Source organism: Ruegeria sp. CH2 (genome assembly GCF_056537065.1).
Genome location: NZ_JBQFQV010000004.1, coordinates 173,384 through 196,567, shown reverse-complemented (window position 1 = coordinate 196,567; position 23,184 = coordinate 173,384). Strand labels below are relative to the sequence as shown.

Sequence of the window (23,184 nt, the reverse complement as noted above, 5' to 3'; positions counted from 1 at the left end):
ATCTTCATCCCTCTTAAATGCGCGGCGTTGACCCGGATTCCAAGTCACGTTCTGTTCACTGGGATGAAATCCGCTAAAATACCTGTTGTTCTCTTGCCAATAGACATGCTGCGGGGCCATTGTTGAGGTGTTCTGAGAAAGAGATGGCGGCCCATGGACCTGACCGGAAAACTGTTGATTGCGATGCCCGGTATGGGAGATCCGCGATTCGACCATTCGGTGGTGTATGTGTGCAGTCATGGTGACGACGGTGCCATGGGTTTGATTGTGAACAAGCCCTCGGACCTGCGGATCAAGACTTTGCTGGGTCAACTGAACATCGCCTGCCGTGTTCCGATTGTCGGCGAACGCCTTGTGCATTTCGGTGGGCCGGTCGAGATGTCACGCGGCTTTGTCCTTCACAGCGCCGATTACGAGGCCAACCTGCATTCAATGCAGATTTCCGAGGATTTCAGCATGACGGCGACACTTGATGTGCTCGAGGATTTGGCGTCAGGCACTGGGCCGCTGAACTCGATGCTGGCGCTGGGTTATTCCGGCTGGGGGCCCGGTCAGCTTGAGGATGAAATTGCCATGAACGGCTGGCTAACCACCGAAGCAACGTCGAAACTTGTTTTCGATGTGCCCGATGATGCGAAATGGGAGGCAGCGTTGGCTTCTTTGGGCGTGGACCCGCTGACCCTTTCTGCCAGCGCGGGGCGAGCGTGATCAGCTGTCACGGGGTGCCGCCGCGCGCCGCAGCCGGTCATTGATTGCCGCCCCCAAACCCGTGTCAGGGATCGGAGAAACGGCAATCGGTCGCCCGGTTTCGTTCAGCTGATGCAGAAACGCAAACAGATTTGCCGCCGCTTCGGTCAAGTTGCCAGTGGCGGACAAGTTCAGGTCGCACTCTACCTGCCCAAATCCCAGAAACACCTCGTCACCCTGACGGGTTTTGGCATTCAAACGGACCGGAGCGTCCGGCGCATAGTGTGATTGCAACTGGCCGGGGGCGGTCAGAAGATCACCGGATTGATGCAAATGCAGTCGCGTTTTCAGCGTCTCTTCGACCTGCTCCAGCGCGATGCCACCTGGACGCAAAAGTGCAGGTTCCCCAGCCAGGCCGATGATGGTGGACTCAAGCCCGACATCGCACGGCCCGTCATCCAGAACAGCCGCAATCTTGCCGCCAAGACCCGACCAGACATGATTTGCCGTGGTCGGACTGATCTGACCCGACGGGTTTGCCGAAGGCGCTGCAACCGGGCCATCAAATTCGGCCAGCAGCGCGCGCGCTGTCGGATGTGCCGGAACGCGCACGGCCAACGTATCCAAACCTGCCGTCACCAGCGATGAAATCCCGTGCCCTTCGCGCAAGGGCAAAACCAAGGTAAGCGGACCGGGCCAAAAGGCCTGCGCCAGATGCTCGGCCTGATCTGACCATTGCACATACCGTTGCGCCGCGGCGACCGAAGCGACATGTGCGATCAGCGGATTGAAGCTGGGCCGCCCCTTGGCCTCGTAGATCGATGCCACCGCCTGCCCGTTGCGGGCATCGCCGCCCAGGCCATAGACCGTCTCGGTCGGGAAAGCGACCAGAAGGCCCTGTCGCAACATTTCTGCAGCCCGCGCGATACCGCCGGGATCCGCCGTCAATTCCTGAGTGCCGGTTGAGATCATAACTGGTGACGCCGCGTTTTGGTTGCTTGAAACATAAGGGACAGTAGGTAATTGATCCAAGCTCATACGCTTACCGGCGCTTGCCCACAATTCCAAGCCTGCCGATATGTTCTGAATTGTTAGCCTTCGAGAGTGATCATGCCCTACCGCACCCCAATTTCAGATTACCAGTTCCTGCTGGACCAAGTGGTCGGGTTCGACCAGGTCGCTGCGACGGATAAATTTGCTGATGCCAGCGGGGATGTGGTCAATGCGATCCTGACCGAAGCTGGAAAGATGTGCGAAGAGGTGATGGCCCCTCTGCAGCGCCCCGGTGATCTGGAACCTGCACGGCTTGAAAATGGCGTGCTGCGAACTTCTCCGGGATATGCAGACGGCTGGAAGGCAATTGCCGAAGGTGGCTGGATCGGGATCAGTGGTAATCCTGAATACGGGGGGATGGGGTTGCCTATGACCATCACCACGGCGGTCAACGAGATGATGAGTGCCGCCTGCCTGTCGCTGCAACTTGCACCGCTTATGTCTCAGGGCCAGATCGAGGCGTTGGAGCATCACGCCAGCGACGAATTGAAAGCGCTGTATCTGCCTAAGATGATGACGGGGGAATGGTCGGGCACCATGAACCTGACCGAAGCTCAGGCTGGATCGGATGTTGGCGCGCTGTCTGCGAAGGCTGAGCCGAACGGTGACGGGACATATTCGATCACCGGTCAAAAGATCTTCATCTCGTGGGGCGATACCGATTTCACCGAGAATGTTTGCCATCTGGTACTGGCCCGCCTTCCCGATGGGGTGCCCGGCACCAAAGGGATCTCGTTATTCCTTGTCCCCAAATTCTTGCCTGATGAAAATGGTGATCCTGGCGCGGCCAATGATCTGAAAGTGGTTTCGCTGGAACACAAGATGGGTTTGCACGGGTCGCCCACCTGCGTGATGCAATATGACAAGGCCAAAGGCTGGCTGGTGGGCGCCGAACATGGCGGTATGGCGGCCATGTTTACCATGATGAACAATGCGCGTCTGGGTGTGGGCGGACAGGGCGTGGGCGTGGCCGAAGGTGCATATCAGCACGCGGTGGCCTATGCGCTGGAACGGAAACAAGGCAAAACGCCGTCCGGGACGATCATCGATCATGCGGATGTGCGCCGTATGCTTTTGGATATGCGTGCTGATGTTTATGCAGCACGCGCGATCCTGTTGGCCAATGCGGTTGCGATCGATATGGCAGAGGCCACTGGTGACGCCGATTGGGCTGCGCGGGCCGCGCTGTTGACGCCGATCAGCAAGGCGTTTGGTACTCAGACCGGGATGCGTGTGGCTGAAACCGGGGTCCAGGTGCATGGTGGCATGGGATATATTGAGGAAACCGGCGCAGCTCAGTTCTATCGCGATGCGCGTGTCACTGCGATCTACGAGGGCACCAACGGCATTCAGGCGATGGACCTTGTTGCGCGGAAGATGATGGACGGGGGCGAGGCTGCTTCGAACTTGCTGGATGAGATTGAAGACCAGGCTGAACGCGCCCGTGCAACACTGCCTGATCTGGCGGGCCCTGTTTGGGAAGCCACCGAAACGCTGCGCGAGGCGACAGAATGGCTGGTGGCACAGGACGATATGAATAACCGCTTTGCAGGCGCAGTTGCTTATCTGCAGGCATTTGCCCGGGTGCTGGGCGGGCATTATCACCTGACCGCAGCCCTTGCCGACCCAGAGGGGCCGCGGGCGAAACTGGCGCGGTATTATATCAACGCCCTGTTGCCCGAACATACGGGCCTTTTGGCACGGGCACAGAACGGGGCGGATGACCTTTTCGCGCTGAGCACGGACGAGTTTGCAGTTTGATGGACGGGGATCACGTATTGGGGATCAGATATCCGTGGTCTGAACCGCCCGCGCAGGGCGAAGCCACCGAGATTGCCCAAGGTGTTCTCTGGATGCGGTTGCCCCTGCCTATGGCGCTGGACCATGTAAATATCTACGCACTGGACGATGGCGACAGCTGGACGGTGATCGATACGGGGCTGTCCTCGAACAAGACGCGGCGCATCTGGGAAGCATTGATGGCCGGACCTCTTGCAGGCAAGCCGATCAGGCGGGTGGTGGTGACTCACCACCATCCCGACCATGTTGGCAATGCCGGATGGTTTCAGACGGAACACGGCGCCGAGCTGGTGACAAGCCGCACCTCGTGGCTGTTTGCGCGGATGCTGACGCTGGATGTGCAGGAAACCTGGCCGCAAGAAACGCTGGGTTTCTATCGCAGCGCGGGCATGGCATCCGAAGTTTTGAACAAACGGATGGCGGACCGGCCCTTTAATTTTGCCGACACGGTCTATCCCATGCCGCTGGGTTTTACCGGGATCAAGCAGGGTGACGTGATCCGTATGGGCGGACGTGACTGGGACGTTCATATGGGCAATGGCCATGCACCGGAACACGCCACCTTCTGGAGCCGCGATGACAATCTGGTACTCAGCGGCGATCAGATCTTAAGTTCGATCAGTCCCAATCTGGGTGTCTATGCGACCGAACCCATGGCCGATCCAGTGTCAGGATGGATGGAGGCCTGTGAGAGGCTTCAGGTACTCGCCCGTCCCGATCATCTGGTTTTGGGTGGGCACAAACTGCCCTTCACGGGTCTGCCGTTGCGTATGAAGCAGCTGATTGACAACCACCATGGCGCGCTGGAACGGCTGCTGGATCATCTGGATCAGCCCAAATCTGCCGCTGACTGCTTTATGCCGCTGTTCAAACGTACAATCCGCGAGGGTGAATATGGCCTTGCGCTGGTCGAGGCGGTTGCACATGTAAATCACCTCTACCACATTGGTGCAGTAACCCGGACGCAACGCGCGGATGGGGCATGGTTGTATCAACGCAAAGGGTAGACGAATGCAGGACCAGATCGAAACCTCGGCCGAGGCCGCAGAAGCCGCAGCTTTGCCAAAGTGTTACGAGGTGCACGCCGATCCCAAAGCCGAATCCGGAAGCAAAAAACTGCCCGAGACGTTGAAAAAACCGGTGGCTAGCAAGAGCCCCGCACAATGGGCATACGAGCGGTTAATCCTGTACATCCAGAATTTCGAACAGACGCTGGACGGCGATCATGAGGTCGCGATGGGGTTCACCGGTGGCGATGCAGGTGTAATGCGGATCGAGGGGATGGGTTATTTCGACCCCGACATGATAACCTTTTACGGGTCCGACGGGACCGGAGCCCGCACGCAACTGGTGCAACATGTCAGCCAGTTGAACGTGATGTTGCGTGCGCTTCCCAAATCGGTTGAAGACAAGCCAGCCAACCGCATCGGGTTCCGCCTAGCTGCAGACCTGAAAGACAGCTGACTTGCAATTCACGTTTGCGCGCCTTTGAATGAATGTATCAGTTCGGAGGCGACCGCGTGAGCAGATATTTCCATGCCGTAACACATGCCTACGCGGGGGCCTGGGCCCGGCGTCGGGTTTTTGTGCCTATCTATATCGCTGTCCGGTTGCTGCTTGTGGCGTTGATTGCGCCAGGGGTGGCGCTGGCGGTCAATCTGGCAGTCTCTCTGTCTGACCAGACGGCCTTGACCGATCAGGACATTGCCATGTTCCTGCTGTCTCCGGTCGGGTTTATCTCGTCTGTTGTAGTTCTGAGTTTGTTTCTGCTGGCTGAGGTCTTTGTGTTCTCGGTCATGGCCGGGTCGCTGCGCATGGGCGAACAGGATCCCTGGCGTGCTGGCAGTGCGGCGCTCGCATTGATCCTGTCCCGTTTCCCGGCGTTGTTCGGATTTGCCGTGCGTTTCATCCTGCGTGTCCTGTTGCTTGCCCTGCCATTCGTGGCTGTCGCTGGCCTGATCGCTTGGTGGACGCTGACTGAATACGACATCAACTATTACCTGACCTTCCGCCCCCCCGCCTTCAAGGTGGCGGCTCTTCTGATCGGAGTGGTTGTTCTTGTACTGGCGTGGCTTTTGATCCGCCGTCTGTCGGCCTGGGCGCTGGCCCTGCATTTGGTCCTTTTCGAACGAACTGCGCCCCGAACGGCGTTTGCCCAAAGTGCGCAGAAAATGGAGGGCAAGCGCGGGCGGTTGAAGATCGAACTTGCCTTTTGGCTGGGGATGCGCCTTGTCATCGCCGCTTTGATTGCCGCAGTGGCCAGCCTTTTGTTTACTTTCGTACCCGTGCAGGACGGCGGCAACCTCAAGCTGGCCCTGACCTTCAGCTTTGTCGTCGCTGGGCTGTGGTCATTGGCGGGGCTGGTTTTGGCAGCAACGGCGCTGGGCGCGCTGGCCGTCTTGCTGGACGGGTTTTTCGATACAGACGGAAAAAAGATCGCTCACCCAGAGCCCCGGAAAATTCGGGCGCCTGTATTTGTGACAGTGGGTGCATCCCTAGCCGCGTTGGGTATTGGCCTTTGGTCAGGTCAAAGTCTGCTGGAACGTGTGCAGGCCCCGGATCATGCCGAGGTCATTGGCCACCGGGGTGCTGCGGCCTTGCGGCCGGAAAACACGATGGCCTCGGTTCTGAAAGCCATCGAGGACGGCGCGGATTGGGTTGAAATCGATGTTCAGGAATCTGCGGATGACGTGATCATCGTGGCCCATGACAGCGATTTCATGAAGCTGGCGGGTGTTAATCTGAAGGTCTGGGATGCCACAATGGCGGATGTGGCCGATATCGACATCGGCAGCTGGTTCGACCCGGAATACGCCTCGGAACGCACGCCAACTCTGCGTGATGTGCTGGAGGCGGCCAAAGGCAAGTCCAGGGTTCTTATCGAACTGAAATACTATGGCCATGATATCGATCTGGAAAACCGGGTGATCAAACTGGTGGAAGAGTTGGAGATGCAGGACGAGGTCGCCACCATGTCGTTGAAGTACCCGGCTGTCCAAAAGATGAAGAAACTGCGCCCTGACTGGCGTTCGGGTGTATTGGCGGCCACAGCCGTTGGTGATCTGTCGGGGTTGGAGGGCGAGTTTGTCGCCGTTAACGCAGGGATGGCGACGCCGGGCCTGATCCGAAAGGTTCACGATGCCGGCAAGGATATCTATGTCTGGACAGTAAACGATCCGCTGCAAATGTCTAAAATGGCGTCTATGGGCGTTGATGGTCTGATTACCGATCGCCCGGCTATGGCCAATGAGGTTCTTCGCGTGCGCGCCGAAATGGGACCGGCAGAGCGGCTGATGTTGTGGCTGGCCACGGCGTTCGGATTACAAGTCGACACCAAGGCGATGCGCGATGAAAGCCCTTAATCTGTCGCTGCTGTTACTCATCATTCCGCATGTTGCCTTGGCACAGGACTTGATGCGCCGGTTCGAAATGCCTGCCCATCGCGCCTTGATGGACCAGAGCGACGGAGCCGAGCTGCAACCATTTGAAACAGACGGGTGTTCGGGTGGGTTGTCCGCAAGCTGGCGCTGGGTGGCAAAGCAATTCCCGCAGGTTGGTGAGATTTTTGAAGAACATCCACCTTGGGAAAACTGTTGTGTGATCCACGACCGGGCATATCACAATGCTGGCGGCGCGGATTCGGCCGAGGAAAGCTATGACGCGCGTTTGGCGGCGGATGGTGCCCTGCATGCCTGTGTTGCGGCGCATGGAGATCAGTATGCCGACGAATATGCTGATCGCTACGATATGGAACCTGATCAGATCCGCACCATTCATGCGATCACTGCGGATGCCATGTATGGGGCGGTTCGTTTCGGTGGCGGGCCGTGCAGCGGCCTGCCCTGGCGGTGGGGGTTTGGGTATCCCGGATGCTCGGTCCTCAAGTAAGCGCGCCCTGCGCGCGAATGACGTGGTGACAGGCGTTTTGTTTTCCATTATCCAACAAGTCAAACACGCGAATTGGGATTCTGAGACTCATGGCTGAATACAAGCACGGCGAAATGAACATCGACGTTCAAACCAAAACTTTCAACGGTTTCATCAAAGCCACCACTTGGTGTGTGGTCGCGATCGCCTTGTTGTGCCTGTTCCTGGCAGTTTTCGCCTCGTAAGCAATTCGGGGGCGGCTTTGCTCAGGATATTGACTGCGTGCCTCGTGGCCGCAACGCTGGCTGGTTGCGCTGCATCACAGCGCCCGCAAGCGGATCAGACTGAAATTACGTCCCGCTCCTATCGCGATCCGGGGCCATCGACCCTGACCTTGTACACGATGATCAGCACCCGAACCGGTTCGGGTGCGCATACGTCGTTGATGATCAGCGGCAGTGAGCGGGTTATTTTCGACCCGGCAGGATCGTTCCGGGCGGATGTTGTACCGATCAGGAACGATGTGCTGTACGGTATTACCCCGAATGTCGAACGTGCGTATCGCAGCAGCCACGCCCGCGAAACACATTATGCGCGCATCCAGACGATCGAGGTCACTCCGCAACAGGCCGAAATTGCATTGCAACTGGCCAAGCAGATGGGCCCGGTGGCTGGTGCATTCTGTGCGAACTCTACCTCGCAGCTGTTGCAGCAGGTTCCGGGGTTCGAACAGATCACGACCACATTCTATCCGGTCAAACTGTCGGATCAGTTTGGGGCCTTGCAAGGCGTTCAAACGGCGGAGTACCGTGAAAACGACGACGCGGACCTGCAGAAGGGACTGGCGTTCAACAATGCGCGCCTGAACCAGCTGGACGCGGCTTCATCCAACTAAATACAGCAATATGTAAAGTGTTGCCGCCCCGGTAAAAATGGCCGCCAGCACGTTCTTGGTTAGAATGCCCACAGACAATGCAACCGCTGCGGCCGACATACGGGGGATATCCGGTTGTCCTTCGGTGGCTGCAGGCCAAACCACCAGCGGCGCGATCAGTGCGGGCAGGATGGCCACGGCAGTATATCGAAGGTGACGTAACAACCAGGGCGGCATCGGGCGATCACCGACGAGACCGATGAAGGTAAAGCGCAAAGCATAGCTGCCCACCGCAAGACCCGCGATGATGATCCATATTGTTGTCTGATCGATCTGGTTCATGGCGCGTTCCGCTTTAGCATCAATTCTGCCTGCGCACCGGCCATCATCCCTGCTGCGCCCGCGATCAGCAGGCCCAGATTGAACGGCACACTCACGGTCAGCAGGGCAACAACAATGGCGACCAGGGCGGCGATGACATGGGCCAGCGTACGCATCATTGGCCCAATCATCGCCAGAAAGGTGATCGGCAGGGCAAAGTCCAGCGCCCAACTTTCCGGTATTTGAGCACCCAGCACGGCACCCAGACAGGTTCCCAAAACCCACAGCGGTGTGATCGGAGTGACCGAACCCAGGAAATAGGCCATTCGCTGGGGGATCGTCAGATCAGGCTCTTTTTCGAACTGCGCGATTGAACAGGCGTAAGACTGATCAACGATCAGGTAAGCCGCACATGCTCTCTGCCACAAGGGCGCGGCACCCAGAAACGGCGTCAGTGATGCGGAATACATCGCAACCCGCAGGTTCACTGCCAGGGCTGAGATCAAAACGATGATTGTCGGCGTTTCATCCTGCAGAAGTTGCAGAGCTGTAAACTGCGCAGCGCCTGCAAAAACGGTGATGGAAAAGGCGATGGTCTGCACGATATTCAACCCGGCTTCTGTCGAGAAGACACCGAACAACAGACCAAAAGGCACAGCCACGAAGACAAACGGTGTGCCGTCGCGAAAACCTTTCCAGAAGTATGACTTGGATGTGGCAGAGGCCATGGCTAAATCCTATGGTGACGCCAGCAGCAGTATCGGTCTTGTGGAGGGGTTGCAATTGGTCACCGAAACCGACGTGTCAGACTATGTAATCGCTCCTGATCCGGGCGCGGCCCGCCTGACCCGTGCGGTCGAGGGTGTGGATCAGAATGGCGAGGTCAGCCAGATTTCAGTGGTCGAAGAGCGCCCACTGACGATCTTCCTCAACGCGCAGGAAATTGTGACGGCGATGACCATTGGCGACTATCCCGAATATCTGGCGCTGGGTTTTCTGCGAAATCAGGGCATGCTGCTGGCTAGTGATGAGATTACCCGTGTCGATTACGATGATGATCTTGAAACCGTAGTTGTCCGCACCGCACGCGCGACTTCGTACGAGGACAAGCTGAAGAAAAAGACGCGCACCAGTGGTTGCGCTGTGGGCACAGTATTCGGGGACATGATGGAGGGCCTTGAGGGCGTTCAGCTGCCGCAAGTGCAGGTGCGGACCTCGTGGCTTTACGAACTGGCGGCCAAGATCAACCGCACCCCGTCGCTGTATCTTGAAGCCGGGGCAATTCATGGGACTGTCTTGTGCCGGGAAAACCGCCCGCTGGTTTATATGGAAGACGTGGGTCGCCATAACGCTGTCGACAAGATCGCAGGCTGGATGCTGTCCGAGGGGGCGACGGCAGAGGACAAAATCCTCTATACCACCGGTCGCCTGACATCCGAGATGGTGATCAAAACGGCGATGATGGGCATTCCCGTGTTGGCGTCCCGTTCCGGATTCACCGCCTGGGGTGTTGAGATCGCGCGTGAGGTAGGCCTTACGCTGATCGGCCGGATGCGCGGACAGCGCTTTGTTTGTCTTTCCGGTGAGGAACGGTTGGTTCGTGATGTGGATCCGTCGACGGTTGTGGCCGAAGACAGGAAACACAGGCGGAAGAGTAGCCAATGAGTGATGAAAACAGGAAACCCCTCGGCGTCATCCTCGCAGGCGGGCAGGCCACCCGGATGGGCGGCGGTGACAAAGGTCTATTGCAGATTGGTGGGCAGAGCCTGCTGTCCCATGTCGTTGACCGGCTGTCTCCGCAAGTCGATGGTTTGGCCCTGAACGCAAATGGCGACCCCGAGCGTTTCAGCGATCTGACGCTACCCGTTCTGCCTGACTCGATCGAAGGCTTCGCTGGCCCTTTGGCCGGTGTTCTGGCGGGGCTCGATTGGGCGGCAGATCAGGGGGCCGACAGCATCGTAACGGCTGCCGCAGATACACCGTTCTTCCCGCGTGATCTGGTGGCGCGCCTGCAAGAGGCGGCAGCGGGGCAGGTGCATCCTCTGGTCTTGGCCACTACTCCGCGAACGGGCGACGAGGCGCTGAAATCCGGTGGGGGCAGGCGCGTCAACCGGCACCCGACCTTTGGGCTCTGGCCCGTGGCTCTGCGCGATGATCTGCGGGCGGCTCTGACGGACGGGTTGCGCAAGGTCGTGCTGTGGACTGATAAACACGACGGGCGCGAGGCTTTGTTCCAGGCTGACCCGTTTGATCCGTTCTTCAACGTCAATACGCCTGACGATTTGGACCGCGCCCGGACATTGTTGGAGCAGGTATGAGAGTCTACGGCGTCACTGGCTGGAAAAACGCAGGCAAAACAGGGCTGATGGAACGGCTGGTGGCCGAGATCACGGGGCGGGGCTTTGCCGTCTCAACCGTCAAGCACGCGCATCACGGCGTCGATGTGGATCAGCCGGGCACGGACAGTCATCGTCACCGCGTTGCTGGCGCCAGCGAGGTGTTGCTTGCGTCGGGGCAGCGCGTCGCCTTGATGCAGGAGCTGCGCGGCGCACCCGAGCCGCCATTGGGCGAACTGCTGGCGCGGCTTTCACCGGTTGATCTGGTGCTGGTTGAAGGCTTCAAGCGGGAAGGCCACCCAAAGATCGAGGCGTTTCGCGCCGAGGCGGGAAATCCTCTGATTGCGATTGAAAACGAAACTATTCGTGCCGTTGCCAGCGACACGGCGCTGGAACTGGATCGTCCGGTTTTCGACCTGAACGACACAGTCAGGATCGCGGACTTCATATTGGATGAGGTCGGTTTGTGACCCCGTTCCAGACCTTTGCCATGGTGGACTGGTCTGGTGGAAATGACACCGGACCAACGCCGCGCAAAGACGCGATCTGGGTCTGTATTGTGCGTGAAGGGCAGGCACAGGAACCTGAATACCTACGCAACCGGGCGCTTGCCGAGGCGTGGCTGGATGCCCTGATCCGCACCGAACTGAAGGCAGGTCGCCGCCTGTTTCTGGGGTTCGATTTCCCTTTTGGATACCCGAAGGGCTTTGCCCGCGCGATCACCGGAACGGATGACCCCTTGACCTTGTGGGACTGGTTCGAACAACATGTCGAGGACGGTCCGAAAACGAACAATCGTTTTGACTTGGCAGGCCGGATCAATCGACAATTCGGAGGAAGAGGCCCATTTTGGATGAATGGCCTCGGGCGTGACATTGATGGTTTGCCGCGAACCAAGACGGGCTATTCCAATCCGTTTTCCGACCGTCGTGCGGTTGAAGCCTTGGCAAAAGGCAGTTTCACCTGCTGGCAGATGGCGGGTGCAGGCGCGGTCGGTGGGCAGGTGATGATGGGGCTTCCAGTTCTGAGCAGGCTCCGCCATCGCTTTGCCGGACAAGTCGCGGTCTGGCCGTTCGAGTCGTTGGATAGACCCATCGCCTTTGTGGAAATCTGGCCGTCGCTCACCTTGGGTGCGCCACCGGACGGGCGGATCAAGGATGCTTGGCAGGTCGAACTGATCGCCTTGACTCTGTCGCGTTTGACAGAGCAGGAGTTGAAAGCGCAATTAGATGTTTCAGCGGCAGAGGAAGGCTGGATATTGGGTGTGACTCAGAAAAAGCCGAACATAGTCCCGCCACCATTGCGCAACGATTGTTTTGCGCTGCCAGCGGGTGTGGAGTGGACGCCGGTTGATGACGCCTTAGCCTATTTGCGCGACAGGTTGCATCCGATTACCTCGGTCGAGGTGGTCGCGCTGAATAAAGCGAGTGGGCGCATTCTGGCAGAAGATGTGACAGCCCAACGTTCCAACCCGCCGCAGCCGAATACAGCCGTGGATGGGTTCGGGTTCGCTGGTCCGGTTTCAGATGGGCCACAGGTCCTGCCGCTGGTCGATGGGCGTGCAGCAGCCGGTATCCCGTTCGACGGTGATGTTCCCGCGGGTCAGGCAGTGCGCGTTCTGACGGGTGCCGCGCTGCCTGACGGGGTGGATACGGTTATTCTGGAAGAGGATGTCACAGTTAAAGACGGGCATATCGCATTCCACGGCCCGCTGAAAAAGGGGGCAAATACCAGGCAAGCGGGCGAGGATGTGGCCGCAGGCGATCTGGCCCTGCCTACAGGGCGCCGATTGACACCGGCTGACCTTGCGCTGCTCACCGCTTTGGGCATTGCCGAGGTGAAGGTGCGCAAACCGCTGCGTGTCGCCGTGGTATCGACCGGCGATGAACTGATCGACGCCGGAGAGTGCGCCGGACCGGGTCAGATATTCGACGCCAACCGCCCGATGCTGTTGTCTCTGGTCGAATGGCTGGGGTTTGTACCTGTGGATATGGGGCGTGTTTCAGATGATCGGGACGCCCTGCGGGAACGGCTGGATCAGGCTGCGGAACAGGCAGATGTGATACTGACGAGTGGTGGCGCATCTGCTGGTGACGAAGACCACGTATCTGCCTTGCTGCGCCAGGCGGGGGCGATGCAACACTGGCGGATCGCCTTGAAACCCGGTCGCCCTCTGGCTTTGGGGTTGTGGTCCGGAACCCCAGTCTTTGGACTGCCCGGCAATCCCGTTGCCGCCTTGGTCTGCACCTTGATCTTTGCGCGACCGGCGCTGGGCCTGATGTCTGGCGAAGGCTGGATCGAGCCGCAAGGGTTCGAAGTGCCCGCTGCCTTTGAAAAGCGCAAGAAACCGGGCCGCCGCGAATACCTGCGCGCGCGCATACGGGAAGGCCGGGTTGAAGTCTTCAAGTCAGAAGGATCGGGCCGGATTAGCGGGCTCAGCTGGGCCGAAGGGCTGGTCGAAATAGAAGATGGTGCCCGGCATATCCAACCGGGTGATATGGTTCGGTTTATCCCGTATGGCAGTTTTGGGTTGTGAAAATCACGATCTCACGCGGTTTTTCTGATGCGGAACGCCCACTGGTGGCGACCCTGTTCTGGCAGGCATTTTCGGCGAAACTGAACAAAGTCATGGGTCCGGATGAAAAGGGGCTGGCTTTCTTCGAAACTTCGTTGAACCCGGATTTCGCGCTTGTTGCACGGGACAAGGAAAACCGGATTTTGGGGCTTGCAGGTTTCAAGACACGCGATGGTGCATTGGCCGGAGGCGGAATGTCAGACCTAGCAAAGGTCTATGGCTGGCTTGGGGCCATTTGGCGCGCCCTCATCCTCAGTATTTTGGAGCGCGAACTGAAACCCGGCGTGTTTCAGATGGATGGCATATTTGTGGCCGCGGGCTCGCGTGGCAAAGGGGTTGGTACTGCCTTGCTGGATGCCGTTAAGTGTGAAGCGCGGAAACAAAACATGTCAGTGGTTCAGCTTGACGTTATCGACACAAACCCCCGCGCCCGCGCTTTATATGAGCGCGAAGGATTTTGGCCTGTGGGGGAAGAAAAAACCGGGCCTTTAAGTTACGTGTTTGGTTTCAGCAGCGCGACCAAGATGTCTTGGATCGTTTTGCCTGATTAATCAAACGTCCCGGCCACGCGCCCCAGCAACATGAACGCCCGCGCGGTGCGGGTCTCACCCAACGCGCTCAGTTCTGCATCGCTTGCGGTGGGCTCGAACTCGGCCATCATCTTGTCGAAGCGGCGAAGAAAATGATGGGCGGCGTCGCGAAAAATGGGATCCTGTTTCATCCGCGCAGCTGTCAGCGCCAGCGAGGACCGGTCGCGTACACCCCCCAGCGAGGCGACAGCGCGACCCCGCGCGCCCTGCGCGAACTGACGCCAGATTTCGGGCCGGGCCATGTCAGGGCGCAGGTCGTCCATATAGATGCCTTCCTGGCTGAGCAGTGTAAGAACATCCTGCGAGGCTTGCACGATCTGCGCCGTCTTGCGGTCTTTCAGCGCCACGCGCAGGGCATTGAACCCTTCGGTGTCATTCTGAGTTTCCGGGAAGTTCAAGGCGCGGATAAAGATATCGGTGCTCAGCGGTGGCGCAATTTCTTCCGCAGATGTGCCCAGTTCAAGCGAGGTTTGAGCACCCGCAACGAGTGGTTTTGCAGGGGCGTAAGGGGGCGTTGTGCGCTTGGTCGAAAATGTTGCCAGCGCGCTTTCGGTTTTTCGCGTCGCGGCTGCGATCTCATCCAGTTTCTTTGCTACCGTAGGTTCGTAGGTGCTGGATGCGCGCTGCTGCTGCGCCACATAAGCCTGACGGATCGCATCAATCGCAGTTTGCAGCCGCGCGCTTTCCTCGCGCATCACGCGGCTGGCACGCATGGCAGTGGCCGCGACCCAGATCATCGCCACAGGCATGAAAACGGCCAGAAAGGTGACAACAAAACCACCGCTCTGCGCCTTATCTGGCAACACCAGAAAAACAACCGACACCACCAGCCAAATCAGGCTGAGCACCAGTGCGGCAATCTCAATCTCGGTGACAGACGGTGCCTTTGGGCGGTCATAGATGCCCAGCGAAGTCGGTCTTTCAGTTTCCGGGTCAGGTTTGGGCCCCGACATTACATGCGCTCCGGTCAGGCGTACTTGATACTCAGAATTTCATAAGAGCGCACGCCGCCAGGGGTGCGCACCTCGACACTGTCACCTTCGTCCTTGCCGATCAGGGCGCGGGCGATGGGGGATTTGATATTCAAAAGGCCGGCTTCGATATTGGCTTCATATTCGCCGACGATCTGCCACGTCTTTTCTTCGTCGGTATCCTCGTCAACCAATGTAACCTTTGCGCCAAACTTGATCGCGCCAGACAGTTTTGCCGGGTCAATTACATCCGCCAGTGACAGGATACCTTCCAGTTCCTTGATGCGACCTTCGATAAACCCCTGCTTTTCGCGGGCTGAATGATATTCGGCGTTTTCTTTCAGGTCGCCAAGTTCTCGCGCCGATGCGATGGCTTCGATGATCGCAGGGCGTTCGACGGATTTGAGGTTCTTCAGCTCAGCTGCGAGTGCGGCATTGCCCGCAGGCGTCATCGGGATCTTTTCCATACTCTCTACGTCCACGCATAAACTGACTCGCCCCGCCGCACAGAAGCGTCGGGGCGAGTCCTAGGTTGACGATTACCTGACCCAAATACCACGTGAATTGCAAGGGGTGTCAGCAGGTGCAGCGATCAATTTGCAACATTGCGCCGCTGGGATTGTTTCGGGTGTGGCCTATGGCGATGGTCCGGTTGCCCACCCTTGCACCATCGCTTTGAAGGCGTGCAGAGCCACAGCATCTCAATCATATTGAACCACTTCAAACTCGATGCCGTTGTCATCCCTGAAATAGAACCGACGCCCCGGTTCGTAATCGGCATGATTATGGGGTTCGAACCCGGCCTTGCGCACCTTGGCCTCGGTTGCATCGATATCTTCGACCAGAACACCAACATGATTCAGCCCGCCGACGATATCGTAGCTGCTTTCGACCAATGGTTTCGGCGCATCTGGTTTGTAAAGCGCAAGATAGGTGTGGGCCGATCCGACATGCACCGTGTATCCGCCTGATATTGCGGGTCCTTCCCACCGTGTTTTCCAGCCAAAGACCTGCTGCATCCAGGCGGCCGAGGCCTGTGGGTCGCTGACAGTGAAATTGGTATGTTCAAGCGTTGCCATCATGGGATCTCCTTTTTTTGGCTTGTTTCGACTCACCGTAATTTCTAAACCTAACTTTAGGTCAAGGTATTTCTTCGAGGGCGACATGGCTGTTTCAGAAGGGTTGGCAATCGGGGCATTGGCCCGACGTACGGGGTTGGCCGTTTCAGCGATCCGGTATTACGAAGCACAGGGTTTGATTGCGCCCTGGCGCAATGCGGGTGGGCAGCGACGTTACCAGCGGGCGGATATCCGGCGGCTGAGTTTTGTCATGATCGCACAGCAGTTCGGCCTGACCTTGCCTGAAATTCGCGAGGTCTTGTCGGGCTTGCCGGGAAAGCGAACACCGACACCACAAGATTGGAAAGCCATAAGCGTGCGGTTGCGCACTCATCTGGACCAGCGAATCGATACCCTGATGCGATTGCGCGACAATCTGGACGGCTGCATCGGGTGTGGGTGCCTCAGCTTGCCGAAATGCAAGCTTTATAACCCCGATGACAGGGCAAAATCCCATGGTAGCGGCCCCAGATACCTGATGGGTGATGCACCAGAGGACTGATGTGTCGAATAGCGCCCTTGTTACGCCGTGTTTCGATTGACCAAAGTCTTACTGACCATGTAATCAGCCGTGAAACAAAATTGCGCAGATCCTGCAGTGACAGCGCCAATTCGGAAAGTAAGCTAGGGAGCCCGCGATGGCCGAGATTGAACGCGAAGCAATGGAATATGACGTGGTGATCGTAGGCGCAGGTCCTGCGGGCCTGTCGGCGGCCATTCGTCTGAAACAGCTGGATGCGGATCTGAACGTTGTCGTTCTGGAAAAGGGCTCGGAAGTGGGCGCTCATATCCTGTCTGGCGCAGTTCTCGATCCCTGCGGGCTGGATGCTTTGATCCCGGATTGGAATGCTAAGGGTGCTCCGCTGAACATGCCGGTGCATGAAGACAATTTCTACATGCTGGGCGAGGCAGGTAAAATCCGCATCCCCAACTTCCCGATGCCGCCGCTGATGAACAACCATGGCAACTACATCGTTTCGATGGGCAATGTTTGCCGCTGGATGGCCGAGCAGGCCGAGGAACTGGGCGTGGAAATCTTCCCCGGCATGGCCTGTTCCGAACTGGTTTACGGCGATAACGGTGAAATCAAAGGCGTAGTGGCCGGTGTCTTTGGTCTGGAAGCGGACGGCTCTTATGGCCCCAACACCGAGCCGGGTATGGAATTGCACGGCAAATACGTTTTCCTGTCGGAAGGTGTGCGCGGCTCACTGTCCAAGGAAGTCATCGCCAAATACGACTTGTCTGCCGGCAAAGAGCCGCAGAAATACGGCGTCGGCATGAAAGAGATCTGGGAGATCGATCCGGCAAAGCACAAGGAAGGTACGGTCACGCACACAATGGGCTGGCCTCTGGGCGGCAACGCAGGCGGCGGGTCGTTCATCTATCATCTTGAAAACAATCAGGTCTATGTCGGCTTTGTGGTTCACCTGAACTACAAGAACCCGCACCTGTACCCCTACATGGAATTCCAGCGCTTCAAGCATCACCCGATGGTGGCCGAGCTGCTGAAAGGCGGCAAGCGCGTGGCTTACGGTGCCCGTGCGATCACCGAAGGCGGCCTTCAATCGATGCCCAAGCTGGTGGCACCGGGCGTGGCGCTGCTGGGCTGTTCTGCGGGCATGGTCAACGTGCCGCGCATCAAAGGCAACCACAACGCGATGCTGTCGGGCAAGGCCGCGGCTGAGGCTGCTTATGACGCGATCAAGGCTGACCGTTCAGGCGATGAGCTGACCGCTTACGAGGCCGATGTCCGCAATGGCGCAATTGGCAAGGACCTGAAGAAGGTGCGCAACGTCAAGCCGATGTGGTCCAAGTGGGGCATGATCCCTTCGCTGGTGCTGGGTGGTCTGGACATGTGGACCAACACATTGGGCTTTTCGCTCTTTGGTACGCTGGGACATGGCAAGAACGATGCCCAGTCGACCGAGGAAGCCAGCAAGCACAAGCCGATCAATTATCCCAAGCCCGATGGCACGCTGTCCTTTGACCGTCTGACCAACGTGTCCTTTGCGGCAACCAATCACGAGGAAAGCCAGCCCTGCCACCTGCGCCTGACGGACCCGGATATCCCGGTCAAGGTCAACCTGCCCAAGTTCGACGAACCGGCGCAGCGCTATTGCCCGGCAGGCGTGTACGAAATGGTCGAGGATGACAACGGTCCGCGATTCGTCATCAACTTCCAGAACTGCGTTCACTGCAAAACCTGCGACATCAAGGATCCAAGCCAGAATATCACTTGGACCACACCGCAGGGGGGCGACGGACCAAACTATCCGAACATGTAAGCAAAAAACCGGCAATGGCAGGGTCGTGAAGGCTCTGCCATTGCCTCTTGCCGACCGAAGCCCTAGCTTAACCGTCAGTCAACGATAGTAAGGCAGGATTTCGGTGGTTTCCCTGGTTCGTCGCGCGGCATTGTCCGTGCTGCTCATGTCGTCGGTCGCAGTTCCGGCCTATTCGGATTCGGGTGCCGGTTCATATCTGGCCGGGCGTCAGGCGATCTACGAAAGCGACTATTCTGCGGCGGAAAGATACTACGCCCAGGCTCTCAGGTTTGATCCGGAAAACGCGCTGCTCTTGGAAAGCGTTGTTGTCGCCCGCCTTGCGCTGGGGGAAATTGCCCGTGCTTTGCCTGTTGCAAAGCAGATCGAGGAAGCCAACCTTCCCAGTCAGGCCGCGCGCATGGCGATTTCGGCCAATTTGATTGCTGACGGCAAGTTTGACGAACTTCTGGCGCGTGACCCTGAAACGCAGGGGATCGGTCCTTTAGTTGATGGACTGATGATCGCATGGGCCCATCTGGGGCAAGGTGAAATGACAAAGGCCATGGAGCAGTTCGATGCCGTGGCCACGCAGGAAGGCCTCAGGGAATTTGCGCTGTATCACAAAGCCATGGCATTGGCCTCTATCGGCGATTTCGAAGGTGCCGAGGTGATATTTGCGGATAATAACGACGCGGTTGCGCGGTTCTCGCGTCGGGCCGCGCTGGCCCGTACAGAGGTGCTGTCACAGCTGGATCGCAACGAAGACGCCATTCGATTTCTGGACGATGTGTTTGTTTCCGGTAGCGATCCGACCATTGAAGCCTATACCGGCCAATTGACCGCGGGCGAGACGCTTCCGTTCACCCATGCGGGCTCTGCGCTGGATGGCATGGCGGAAATATTCTTTACCGTTGGTGCCGCATTGAACAGCGAGGCTTCGGCTGACTACGTCCTGCTTTACGCGCGACTGGCGAGCTTTCTGCGCCCTGACCACGTGGACGCCATTCTGCTGAGCGCGGAATTGCTGGACAAGCTGCAACAGTATGATCTGGCTGTTGCCGCCTATCGTATGGTCCCGGCAGGCAGCAATGACCACCATGCCGCAGAACTTGGACGGGCCGAAATCCTGGATAAATCCGGAAAAACCGATGCGGCCATCGAAGTTCTGCAAAACCTGGCGCTGCAAAACCCTGATTTGCCCAGCGTGCATGTTTCTCTGGCAGATCTTCAGCGTCGTCAGGAAAACTATGCGGCTGCGGTTGCCTCTTATGACACTGCGATTGCTTTGACGGACAGTCAGGCAGGTGGGAATTGGTTCCTGCACTACGCGCGCGGCATAAGCCACGAGCGGCTGAAGCAATGGGATCAGGCTGAAACCGATTTCCGCCGGGCGCTGGAGTTGAATCCGGATCAGCCGCAGGTGCTGAACTACTTGGGCTATTCTTTGGTAGAACGGAAAGAAAAGCTGGATGAAGCGCTGGACATGATCCAACGCGCGGTCGAAGCCCGCCCGGATAGCGGCTACATCGTGGACAGTCTGGGTTGGGTTCTGTTCCGTCTGGGTCGTTACGAAGAAGCGGTCGAGCATATGGAGCGCGCGGTCGAGCTGATGCCTGTTGATCCGGTCGTCAATGATCATCTGGGGGATGTCTATTGGGCTGTTGGACGTGCGCGCGAGGCCGAGTTCCAATGGAAGCGGGCGCTGTCCTTTGTTGACCCCGAAGACACAGATGGCGAGGCTGACCCAGATCGCATTCGACGCAAGATCGAGGTCGGACTAAGTGCCGTTCTGGCCGAAGAAGGTGCGGAACCTTTGAAAGTCGCAAATGGAAATTAAGGCGTTTGCGCCCGCCAAGATCAACCTGACCCTGCATGTGACCGGACGTCGTAAGGACGGTTATCACCTGTTGGATTCGTTAGTGGTTTTTGCTGATCTCGGCGATCAGTTGACATTCACACCCGGCCCCGAGCTGACTATGGACGTGAGTGGGGAGTTTGCTGAAGGCGTGCCCATGGACAGCCGTAACCTGGTCTGGAAAGCGGCCGAAGGTGTCGGTTGGACCGGGCATATCGACCTAACCAAATCTCTGCCCCACGGAGCAGGTATTGGGGGTGGGTCATCGGATGCGGCCGCCACGCTGAATATGCTGGGCGGTCTGGGCCGTGACATCCCGCCTGACCTGCCGTTGTCACTGGGGGCAGATGTGCCCGTTTGTCTCGAAAACCGGGCGATCAGAATGCAAGGCATTGGCGATCGTTTGGCGGCGGTAAACCTTCCGAACCTACCCGCACTGTTGGTCAACCCGAATGTGCCGGTGCCGACAGGAGCCGTTTTCAACGCGCTGGCGTCCCGAGACAATCCGCCGATGCCTGAGCTGGTCCCTGATTTTGAAGACGCTGAAGCCTGTGCCCTGTGGTTGCGTGGTCAACGCAATGACTTGCAGGTACCTGCCATGGTCGTTGCACGTGAGATCGAGCAGGTTCTGGACGAGTTGAACATGACCAGTCGTGTCCTTGTGACGCGTATGTCGGGGTCAGGATCAACCTGTTTTGCCCTATATCCCACAATGAAAGACGCGCATTTCGCGGCCTATGAGATCGGTGCGGCGCATCCTGACTGGTGGTGCCGTGCGACGCAGCTTAACTAAGGCGCGAGACCACGTAATCGGCCAGTTCGCGCAGCAGGCTGCGAATTTCATGATCGGGCAGAACATCCAAAGATGCCTTTGCCTTATTCGCCCAGCCCAAAGCGTCCTGCCGGGTTTTTTCCAGCGTTGCGTATTTGTCCATCAAACCCAGCGCATGATCCAGATCACCGTCCTGTTGGCGGCCTTTTTCGATCGTACGCTCCCAGAAAGCGCGTTCTTCGGGCGTGGCCTGTGCAACAGCCTTGATGACAGGCAGGGTCAGCTTTCGTTCGCGGAAATCATCGCCCACATTCTTGCCGGTTGTCTTGCTGTCCCCTTGATAATCCAGCAGGTCGTCTGCAATCTGGAATGCGATCCCCAATGCGTCACCATAATCGAACAGGGCCTTGATCTGTTCTTCCGATGCACCGGCGATCACGCCGCCCACCTCGGTCGCAGCTGAAAACAAAGCTGCCGTCTTGCCGCGCACGACCTGTAGGTAAACGCTTTCATCTGTCCGCAGGTCGGTTGCTGCGGTCATTTGCAGCACCTCGCCTTCGGCGATGGTTGCTGAGGCATTGGCCAAGATATCCAGAACCCGCAGCGAACCCGTTTCGACCATCAATTGGAAGCTGCGAGAAAACAGGTAATCACCGACCAGCACACTGGATTTATTGTCCCAAAGTAGATTTGCGGTCGGGCGTCCGCGCCGCTGCGCGCTCTCATCCACAACGTCGTCGTGCAGAAGGGTAGCGGTATGGATGAACTCGACCGTGGCAGCAAGGCGTACATGGTGCTCGCCCGAATAGCCAAAGAGCCGCGCCGCTGCCAATGTCAGCATCGGCCGCAGGCGCTTTCCGCCCGCCTCGACCAGATGCTGGGTCACTTCGGGGATACGTGGGGCATGGTCCGACGCCATCCGGGTGCGGATCAACGTATTCACAGCCTCCATTTCACCCGCCAATATATCAGCGAGGCGCTCATGCGGTTTTGAGATCATGCCGACGGTCATCATTCTCCTGATACAAGGCTCGACTTCCGCCCCGCCTTGCCCTTACATCCATCCCCATGAAAGAACTATTGCGCAGTACCGATCCGACGATCCTGGCCTTTGCATCCGCTCTCCTTGAAGGCGAGGATATAGACTGCTTTCAGATGGACGTAAATATGAGCATCCTCGAAGGTGGGATCGGAATCTTTCCCCGCCGACTGATGGTTCGCGCCGAAGACCTGACCCGTGCCGAACGTGTGATGCGCGACAATGAAATTCCGCTGGGCCGATGACCCGGTTTTCCGATAGTGAACTCAGCTGCAATGATTTCTTGGGGGGCAGGGTTCGATTGCTGCAACCTCAGTCGGGTTATCGTGCCGGGGTCGACCCGGTATTGCTTGCCGCATCCGTTCCGGCCAGCGCAGGTCAGTCCGTGTTGGAGCTGGGGTGCGGCGCAGGGGCTGCCATTCTTTGCTTGTCCTCCCGAGTGCCCGGTCTGCATCTGACAGGTATCGAGCTACAGCCTGCCTATGCGGAATTGGCCCGCAGAAATGCGGAAATCAACCGGATAGAGCTGGAAGTTGTCCAAGCTGATCTGACCGCTTTGCCTGAGGCGTTTCGGCAGCGCCAGTTCGATCACGTCATTGCGAATCCGCCCTATTATCGGGCGGGGGCGCACAGCCCTGCAAAGGATGCGGGACGAAGTGTGGCCCTGAGCGAAGACACCCAGTTGGCCGACTGGGTTGCAGTGGCTGCCAGACGCCTTGCGCCAAAAGGGTACCTGCACATGATCCAGAAAGCCGATCGACTGCCCGACATGCTGGCAGCGTGCCAGGGGTTTCTGGGATCGGTAGAGTTGTTGCCGCTAAGCCCACGGACAGGGCGAGAGGCTGAGCTGATCATTCTGCGCGCCCGCAAAGGAGGGCGTGCGGCATTTCGCCTCCACCCACCTTTGATTGTGCACACGGGTGAACGTCACGAAAAAGACGGCGAAAGCTATACGGATGCAGTTTCGGCCGTGCTCCGGAAGGCCGCTGCCCTGCCCGGGTTTTGACGACGACCGGCAATGTCCAGCCGATTTTGTCGGATTTGTTTTAGATTCTGTGCGTC

Annotated in this window: 26 protein-coding genes; 19 read left to right on the top strand and 7 right to left on the bottom strand. The window is 58.1% G+C overall.

All coding sequences use genetic code 11. From position 1 onward, the window contains the following. Positions 1-153: 153 nt before the first annotated feature. Positions 154-708, top strand: a complete 555-nt coding sequence (locus ACR0M9_RS08705) for a YqgE/AlgH family protein (protein WP_480483069.1) — start codon at positions 154-156, stop codon at positions 706-708. Here the strand turns inward: ACR0M9_RS08705 and ACR0M9_RS08700 are convergent, their stop codons facing one another. Further along, on the bottom strand, positions 709-1,659 hold the full coding sequence (locus ACR0M9_RS08700; RefSeq protein ID WP_480773353.1) for an L-threonylcarbamoyladenylate synthase: 951 nt from the start codon (positions 1,657-1,659) through the stop codon (positions 709-711). Between the two features lie 138 nt (positions 1,660-1,797). Between ACR0M9_RS08700 and ACR0M9_RS08695 the strand changes: the two genes are divergently transcribed. The 7 genes from ACR0M9_RS08695 (at position 1,798) to ACR0M9_RS08665 (ending at position 8,302) form a co-directional block, all read left to right on the top strand. Continuing rightward, on the top strand, positions 1,798-3,501 hold the full coding sequence (locus tag ACR0M9_RS08695; RefSeq protein WP_480483073.1) for an acyl-CoA dehydrogenase: 1,704 nt from the start codon (positions 1,798-1,800) through the stop codon (positions 3,499-3,501). Beyond that, positions 3,501-4,547: an MBL fold metallo-hydrolase gene (locus tag ACR0M9_RS08690; RefSeq protein ID WP_480486601.1), complete on the top strand. Its 1,047-nt coding sequence runs from the start codon at positions 3,501-3,503 to the stop codon at positions 4,545-4,547. Before ACR0M9_RS08695 ends, ACR0M9_RS08690 begins: the two co-directional genes overlap by 1 nt. A 4-nt stretch (positions 4,548-4,551) precedes the next feature. Next, positions 4,552-5,004: a DUF6173 family protein gene (locus ACR0M9_RS08685; protein WP_267364542.1), complete on the top strand. Its 453-nt coding sequence runs from the start codon at positions 4,552-4,554 to the stop codon at positions 5,002-5,004. Between the two features lie 56 nt (positions 5,005-5,060). Further along, positions 5,061-6,902, top strand: a complete 1,842-nt coding sequence (locus ACR0M9_RS08680; protein WP_480773352.1) for a glycerophosphodiester phosphodiesterase — start codon at positions 5,061-5,063, stop codon at positions 6,900-6,902. Further along, positions 6,889-7,428 (top strand): hypothetical protein, encoded by a 540-nt coding sequence (locus tag ACR0M9_RS08675; RefSeq protein WP_480773351.1) that lies wholly within the window; start codon positions 6,889-6,891, stop codon positions 7,426-7,428. Before ACR0M9_RS08680 ends, ACR0M9_RS08675 begins: the two co-directional genes overlap by 14 nt. An 89-nt stretch (positions 7,429-7,517) precedes the next feature. Next, positions 7,518-7,652, top strand: coding sequence for an aa3-type cytochrome c oxidase subunit IV (locus ACR0M9_RS08670; protein WP_267364539.1), 135 nt, complete (start codon positions 7,518-7,520; stop codon positions 7,650-7,652). Positions 7,653-7,669: 17 nt separating this feature from the next. Beyond that, positions 7,670-8,302 (top strand): hypothetical protein, encoded by a 633-nt coding sequence (locus ACR0M9_RS08665; RefSeq protein ID WP_480475007.1) that lies wholly within the window; start codon positions 7,670-7,672, stop codon positions 8,300-8,302. Here ACR0M9_RS08665 and ACR0M9_RS08660 read toward each other — a convergent pair. Both ACR0M9_RS08660 and ACR0M9_RS08655 read right to left on the bottom strand, forming a co-directional pair. Next, entirely contained in the window at positions 8,291-8,623 is a 333-nt protein-coding gene (locus ACR0M9_RS08660; RefSeq protein ID WP_267364537.1) for an AzlD domain-containing protein, read from the bottom strand. The genes ACR0M9_RS08665 and ACR0M9_RS08660 overlap by 12 nt on opposite strands. Continuing rightward, a complete protein-coding gene (locus tag ACR0M9_RS08655) occupies positions 8,620-9,330 on the bottom strand; it encodes an AzlC family ABC transporter permease (protein WP_267364536.1) in 711 nt (236 codons plus the stop codon). Before ACR0M9_RS08655 ends, ACR0M9_RS08660 begins: the two co-directional genes overlap by 4 nt. Here ACR0M9_RS08655 and ACR0M9_RS08650 point away from each other — a divergent pair. The 5 genes from ACR0M9_RS08650 to ACR0M9_RS08630 are packed head-to-tail and all read left to right on the top strand — an operon-like array spanning position 9,329 to position 14,064. Further along, on the top strand, positions 9,329-10,267 hold the full coding sequence (locus ACR0M9_RS08650) for a formate dehydrogenase accessory sulfurtransferase FdhD (RefSeq protein ID WP_480773350.1): 939 nt from the start codon (positions 9,329-9,331) through the stop codon (positions 10,265-10,267). The two genes, ACR0M9_RS08655 and ACR0M9_RS08650, sit on opposite strands and share 2 nt — an antisense overlap. Continuing rightward, positions 10,264-10,920, top strand: coding sequence for a molybdenum cofactor guanylyltransferase MobA (mobA, locus tag ACR0M9_RS08645; protein WP_209506605.1), 657 nt, complete (start codon positions 10,264-10,266; stop codon positions 10,918-10,920). Before ACR0M9_RS08650 ends, mobA begins: the two co-directional genes overlap by 4 nt. Beyond that, positions 10,917-11,408 (top strand): molybdopterin-guanine dinucleotide biosynthesis protein B, encoded by a 492-nt coding sequence (gene mobB, locus ACR0M9_RS08640; protein WP_209506603.1) that lies wholly within the window; start codon positions 10,917-10,919, stop codon positions 11,406-11,408. The genes mobA and mobB overlap by 4 nt, the downstream gene beginning before the upstream one ends. Beyond that, the gene (locus tag ACR0M9_RS08635) at positions 11,405-13,474 is read left to right on the top strand and encodes a molybdopterin-binding protein (protein WP_480773349.1); all 2,070 of its coding nucleotides are present in this window, start codon (positions 11,405-11,407) and stop codon (positions 13,472-13,474) included. The genes mobB and ACR0M9_RS08635 overlap by 4 nt, the downstream gene beginning before the upstream one ends. After that, positions 13,471-14,064, top strand: a complete 594-nt coding sequence (locus ACR0M9_RS08630) for a GNAT family N-acetyltransferase (RefSeq protein ID WP_480773348.1) — start codon at positions 13,471-13,473, stop codon at positions 14,062-14,064. The genes ACR0M9_RS08635 and ACR0M9_RS08630 overlap by 4 nt, the downstream gene beginning before the upstream one ends. Here ACR0M9_RS08630 and ACR0M9_RS08625 read toward each other — a convergent pair. From ACR0M9_RS08625 to ACR0M9_RS08615, 3 genes are all read right to left on the bottom strand, one after another. Further along, entirely contained in the window at positions 14,061-15,056 is a 996-nt protein-coding gene (locus ACR0M9_RS08625) for a hypothetical protein (protein ID WP_480773347.1), read from the bottom strand. The two genes, ACR0M9_RS08630 and ACR0M9_RS08625, sit on opposite strands and share 4 nt — an antisense overlap. 14 nt (positions 15,057-15,070) lie before the next feature. Beyond that, a complete protein-coding gene (gene greA / locus ACR0M9_RS08620) occupies positions 15,071-15,541 on the bottom strand; it encodes a transcription elongation factor GreA (protein ID WP_209506599.1) in 471 nt (156 codons plus the stop codon). Positions 15,542-15,775: 234 nt separating this feature from the next. Continuing rightward, positions 15,776-16,156, bottom strand: coding sequence for a VOC family protein (locus ACR0M9_RS08615; protein ID WP_209598670.1), 381 nt, complete (start codon positions 16,154-16,156; stop codon positions 15,776-15,778). 82 nt (positions 16,157-16,238) lie between these two features. On the opposite strand from ACR0M9_RS08615, the gene soxR reads away from it, so the two are divergent. The 4 genes from soxR (at position 16,239) to ACR0M9_RS08595 (ending at position 21,104) form a co-directional block, all read left to right on the top strand. After that, positions 16,239-16,694 carry a redox-sensitive transcriptional activator SoxR gene (gene soxR / locus ACR0M9_RS08610; RefSeq protein WP_209598669.1) on the top strand — a complete coding sequence of 152 codons (456 nt, stop codon included), beginning with the start codon at positions 16,239-16,241 and terminating at the stop codon, positions 16,692-16,694. A gap of 136 nt (positions 16,695-16,830) precedes the next feature. Then, positions 16,831-18,477, top strand: a complete 1,647-nt coding sequence (locus tag ACR0M9_RS08605; RefSeq protein WP_480773346.1) for an electron transfer flavoprotein-ubiquinone oxidoreductase — start codon at positions 16,831-16,833, stop codon at positions 18,475-18,477. A 145-nt stretch (positions 18,478-18,622) separates the two neighbouring features. Further along, a complete protein-coding gene (locus ACR0M9_RS08600) occupies positions 18,623-20,293 on the top strand; it encodes a tetratricopeptide repeat protein (RefSeq protein WP_480773399.1) in 1,671 nt (556 codons plus the stop codon). Further along, positions 20,283-21,104 (top strand): 4-(cytidine 5'-diphospho)-2-C-methyl-D-erythritol kinase, encoded by an 822-nt coding sequence (locus ACR0M9_RS08595; protein ID WP_480773345.1) that lies wholly within the window; start codon positions 20,283-20,285, stop codon positions 21,102-21,104. Before ACR0M9_RS08600 ends, ACR0M9_RS08595 begins: the two co-directional genes overlap by 11 nt. On the opposite strand, the gene ACR0M9_RS08590 is transcribed toward ACR0M9_RS08595, so the two are convergent. Beyond that, positions 21,097-22,095, bottom strand: coding sequence for a polyprenyl synthetase family protein (locus tag ACR0M9_RS08590; protein ID WP_267363260.1), 999 nt, complete (start codon positions 22,093-22,095; stop codon positions 21,097-21,099). The genes ACR0M9_RS08595 and ACR0M9_RS08590 overlap by 8 nt on opposite strands. A gap of 56 nt (positions 22,096-22,151) precedes the next feature. On the opposite strand from ACR0M9_RS08590, the gene ACR0M9_RS08585 reads away from it, so the two are divergent. Together ACR0M9_RS08585 and ACR0M9_RS08580 are read left to right on the top strand one after the other, a co-directional pair. Further along, complete coding sequence (locus ACR0M9_RS08585) at positions 22,152-22,367, top strand: putative signal transducing protein (RefSeq protein ID WP_050604033.1); 216 nt, start codon at positions 22,152-22,154, stop codon at positions 22,365-22,367. Beyond that, positions 22,364-23,128: a tRNA1(Val) (adenine(37)-N6)-methyltransferase gene (locus ACR0M9_RS08580; RefSeq protein ID WP_480773344.1), complete on the top strand. Its 765-nt coding sequence runs from the start codon at positions 22,364-22,366 to the stop codon at positions 23,126-23,128. The genes ACR0M9_RS08585 and ACR0M9_RS08580 overlap by 4 nt, the downstream gene beginning before the upstream one ends. Positions 23,129-23,184: the final 56 nt, after the last annotated feature.

Excerpts from the sequence above, each read along its gene's own strand:
- ACR0M9_RS08660 (WP_267364537.1), bottom strand. The coding sequence starts at position 8,623 with ATGAACCAGATCGATCAGACAACAATATGGATCATCATCGCGGGTCTT.
- greA (WP_209506599.1), bottom strand. The coding sequence starts at position 15,541 with ATGGAAAAGATCCCGATGACGCCTGCGGGCAATGCCGCACTCGCAGCT.
- ACR0M9_RS08705 (WP_480483069.1), top strand. The coding sequence starts at position 154 with ATGGACCTGACCGGAAAACTGTTGATTGCGATGCCCGGTATGGGAGAT.
- ACR0M9_RS08655 (WP_267364536.1), bottom strand. The coding sequence starts at position 9,330 with ATGGCCTCTGCCACATCCAAGTCATACTTCTGGAAAGGTTTTCGCGAC.
- mobA (WP_209506605.1), top strand. The coding sequence starts at position 10,264 with ATGAGTGATGAAAACAGGAAACCCCTCGGCGTCATCCTCGCAGGCGGG.
- ACR0M9_RS08685 (WP_267364542.1), top strand. The coding sequence starts at position 4,552 with ATGCAGGACCAGATCGAAACCTCGGCCGAGGCCGCAGAAGCCGCAGCT.
- ACR0M9_RS08625 (WP_480773347.1), bottom strand. The coding sequence starts at position 15,056 with ATGTCGGGGCCCAAACCTGACCCGGAAACTGAAAGACCGACTTCGCTG.
- ACR0M9_RS08700 (WP_480773353.1), bottom strand. The coding sequence starts at position 1,659 with ATGATCTCAACCGGCACTCAGGAATTGACGGCGGATCCCGGCGGTATC.
- soxR (WP_209598669.1), top strand. The coding sequence starts at position 16,239 with ATGGCTGTTTCAGAAGGGTTGGCAATCGGGGCATTGGCCCGACGTACG.
- ACR0M9_RS08600 (WP_480773399.1), top strand. The coding sequence starts at position 18,623 with ATGTCGTCGGTCGCAGTTCCGGCCTATTCGGATTCGGGTGCCGGTTCA.
- ACR0M9_RS08590 (WP_267363260.1), bottom strand. The coding sequence starts at position 22,095 with ATGACCGTCGGCATGATCTCAAAACCGCATGAGCGCCTCGCTGATATA.
- ACR0M9_RS08595 (WP_480773345.1), top strand. The coding sequence starts at position 20,283 with ATGGAAATTAAGGCGTTTGCGCCCGCCAAGATCAACCTGACCCTGCAT.
- ACR0M9_RS08670 (WP_267364539.1), top strand. The coding sequence starts at position 7,518 with ATGGCTGAATACAAGCACGGCGAAATGAACATCGACGTTCAAACCAAA.
- ACR0M9_RS08580 (WP_480773344.1), top strand. The coding sequence starts at position 22,364 with ATGACCCGGTTTTCCGATAGTGAACTCAGCTGCAATGATTTCTTGGGG.
- ACR0M9_RS08615 (WP_209598670.1), bottom strand. The coding sequence starts at position 16,156 with ATGATGGCAACGCTTGAACATACCAATTTCACTGTCAGCGACCCACAG.
- mobB (WP_209506603.1), top strand. The coding sequence starts at position 10,917 with ATGAGAGTCTACGGCGTCACTGGCTGGAAAAACGCAGGCAAAACAGGG.
- ACR0M9_RS08585 (WP_050604033.1), top strand. The coding sequence starts at position 22,152 with ATGAAAGAACTATTGCGCAGTACCGATCCGACGATCCTGGCCTTTGCA.
- ACR0M9_RS08650 (WP_480773350.1), top strand. The coding sequence starts at position 9,329 with ATGGCTAAATCCTATGGTGACGCCAGCAGCAGTATCGGTCTTGTGGAG.
- ACR0M9_RS08675 (WP_480773351.1), top strand. The coding sequence starts at position 6,889 with ATGAAAGCCCTTAATCTGTCGCTGCTGTTACTCATCATTCCGCATGTT.
- ACR0M9_RS08605 (WP_480773346.1), top strand. The coding sequence starts at position 16,831 with ATGGCCGAGATTGAACGCGAAGCAATGGAATATGACGTGGTGATCGTA.
- ACR0M9_RS08695 (WP_480483073.1), top strand. The coding sequence starts at position 1,798 with ATGCCCTACCGCACCCCAATTTCAGATTACCAGTTCCTGCTGGACCAA.
- ACR0M9_RS08690 (WP_480486601.1), top strand. The coding sequence starts at position 3,501 with ATGGACGGGGATCACGTATTGGGGATCAGATATCCGTGGTCTGAACCG.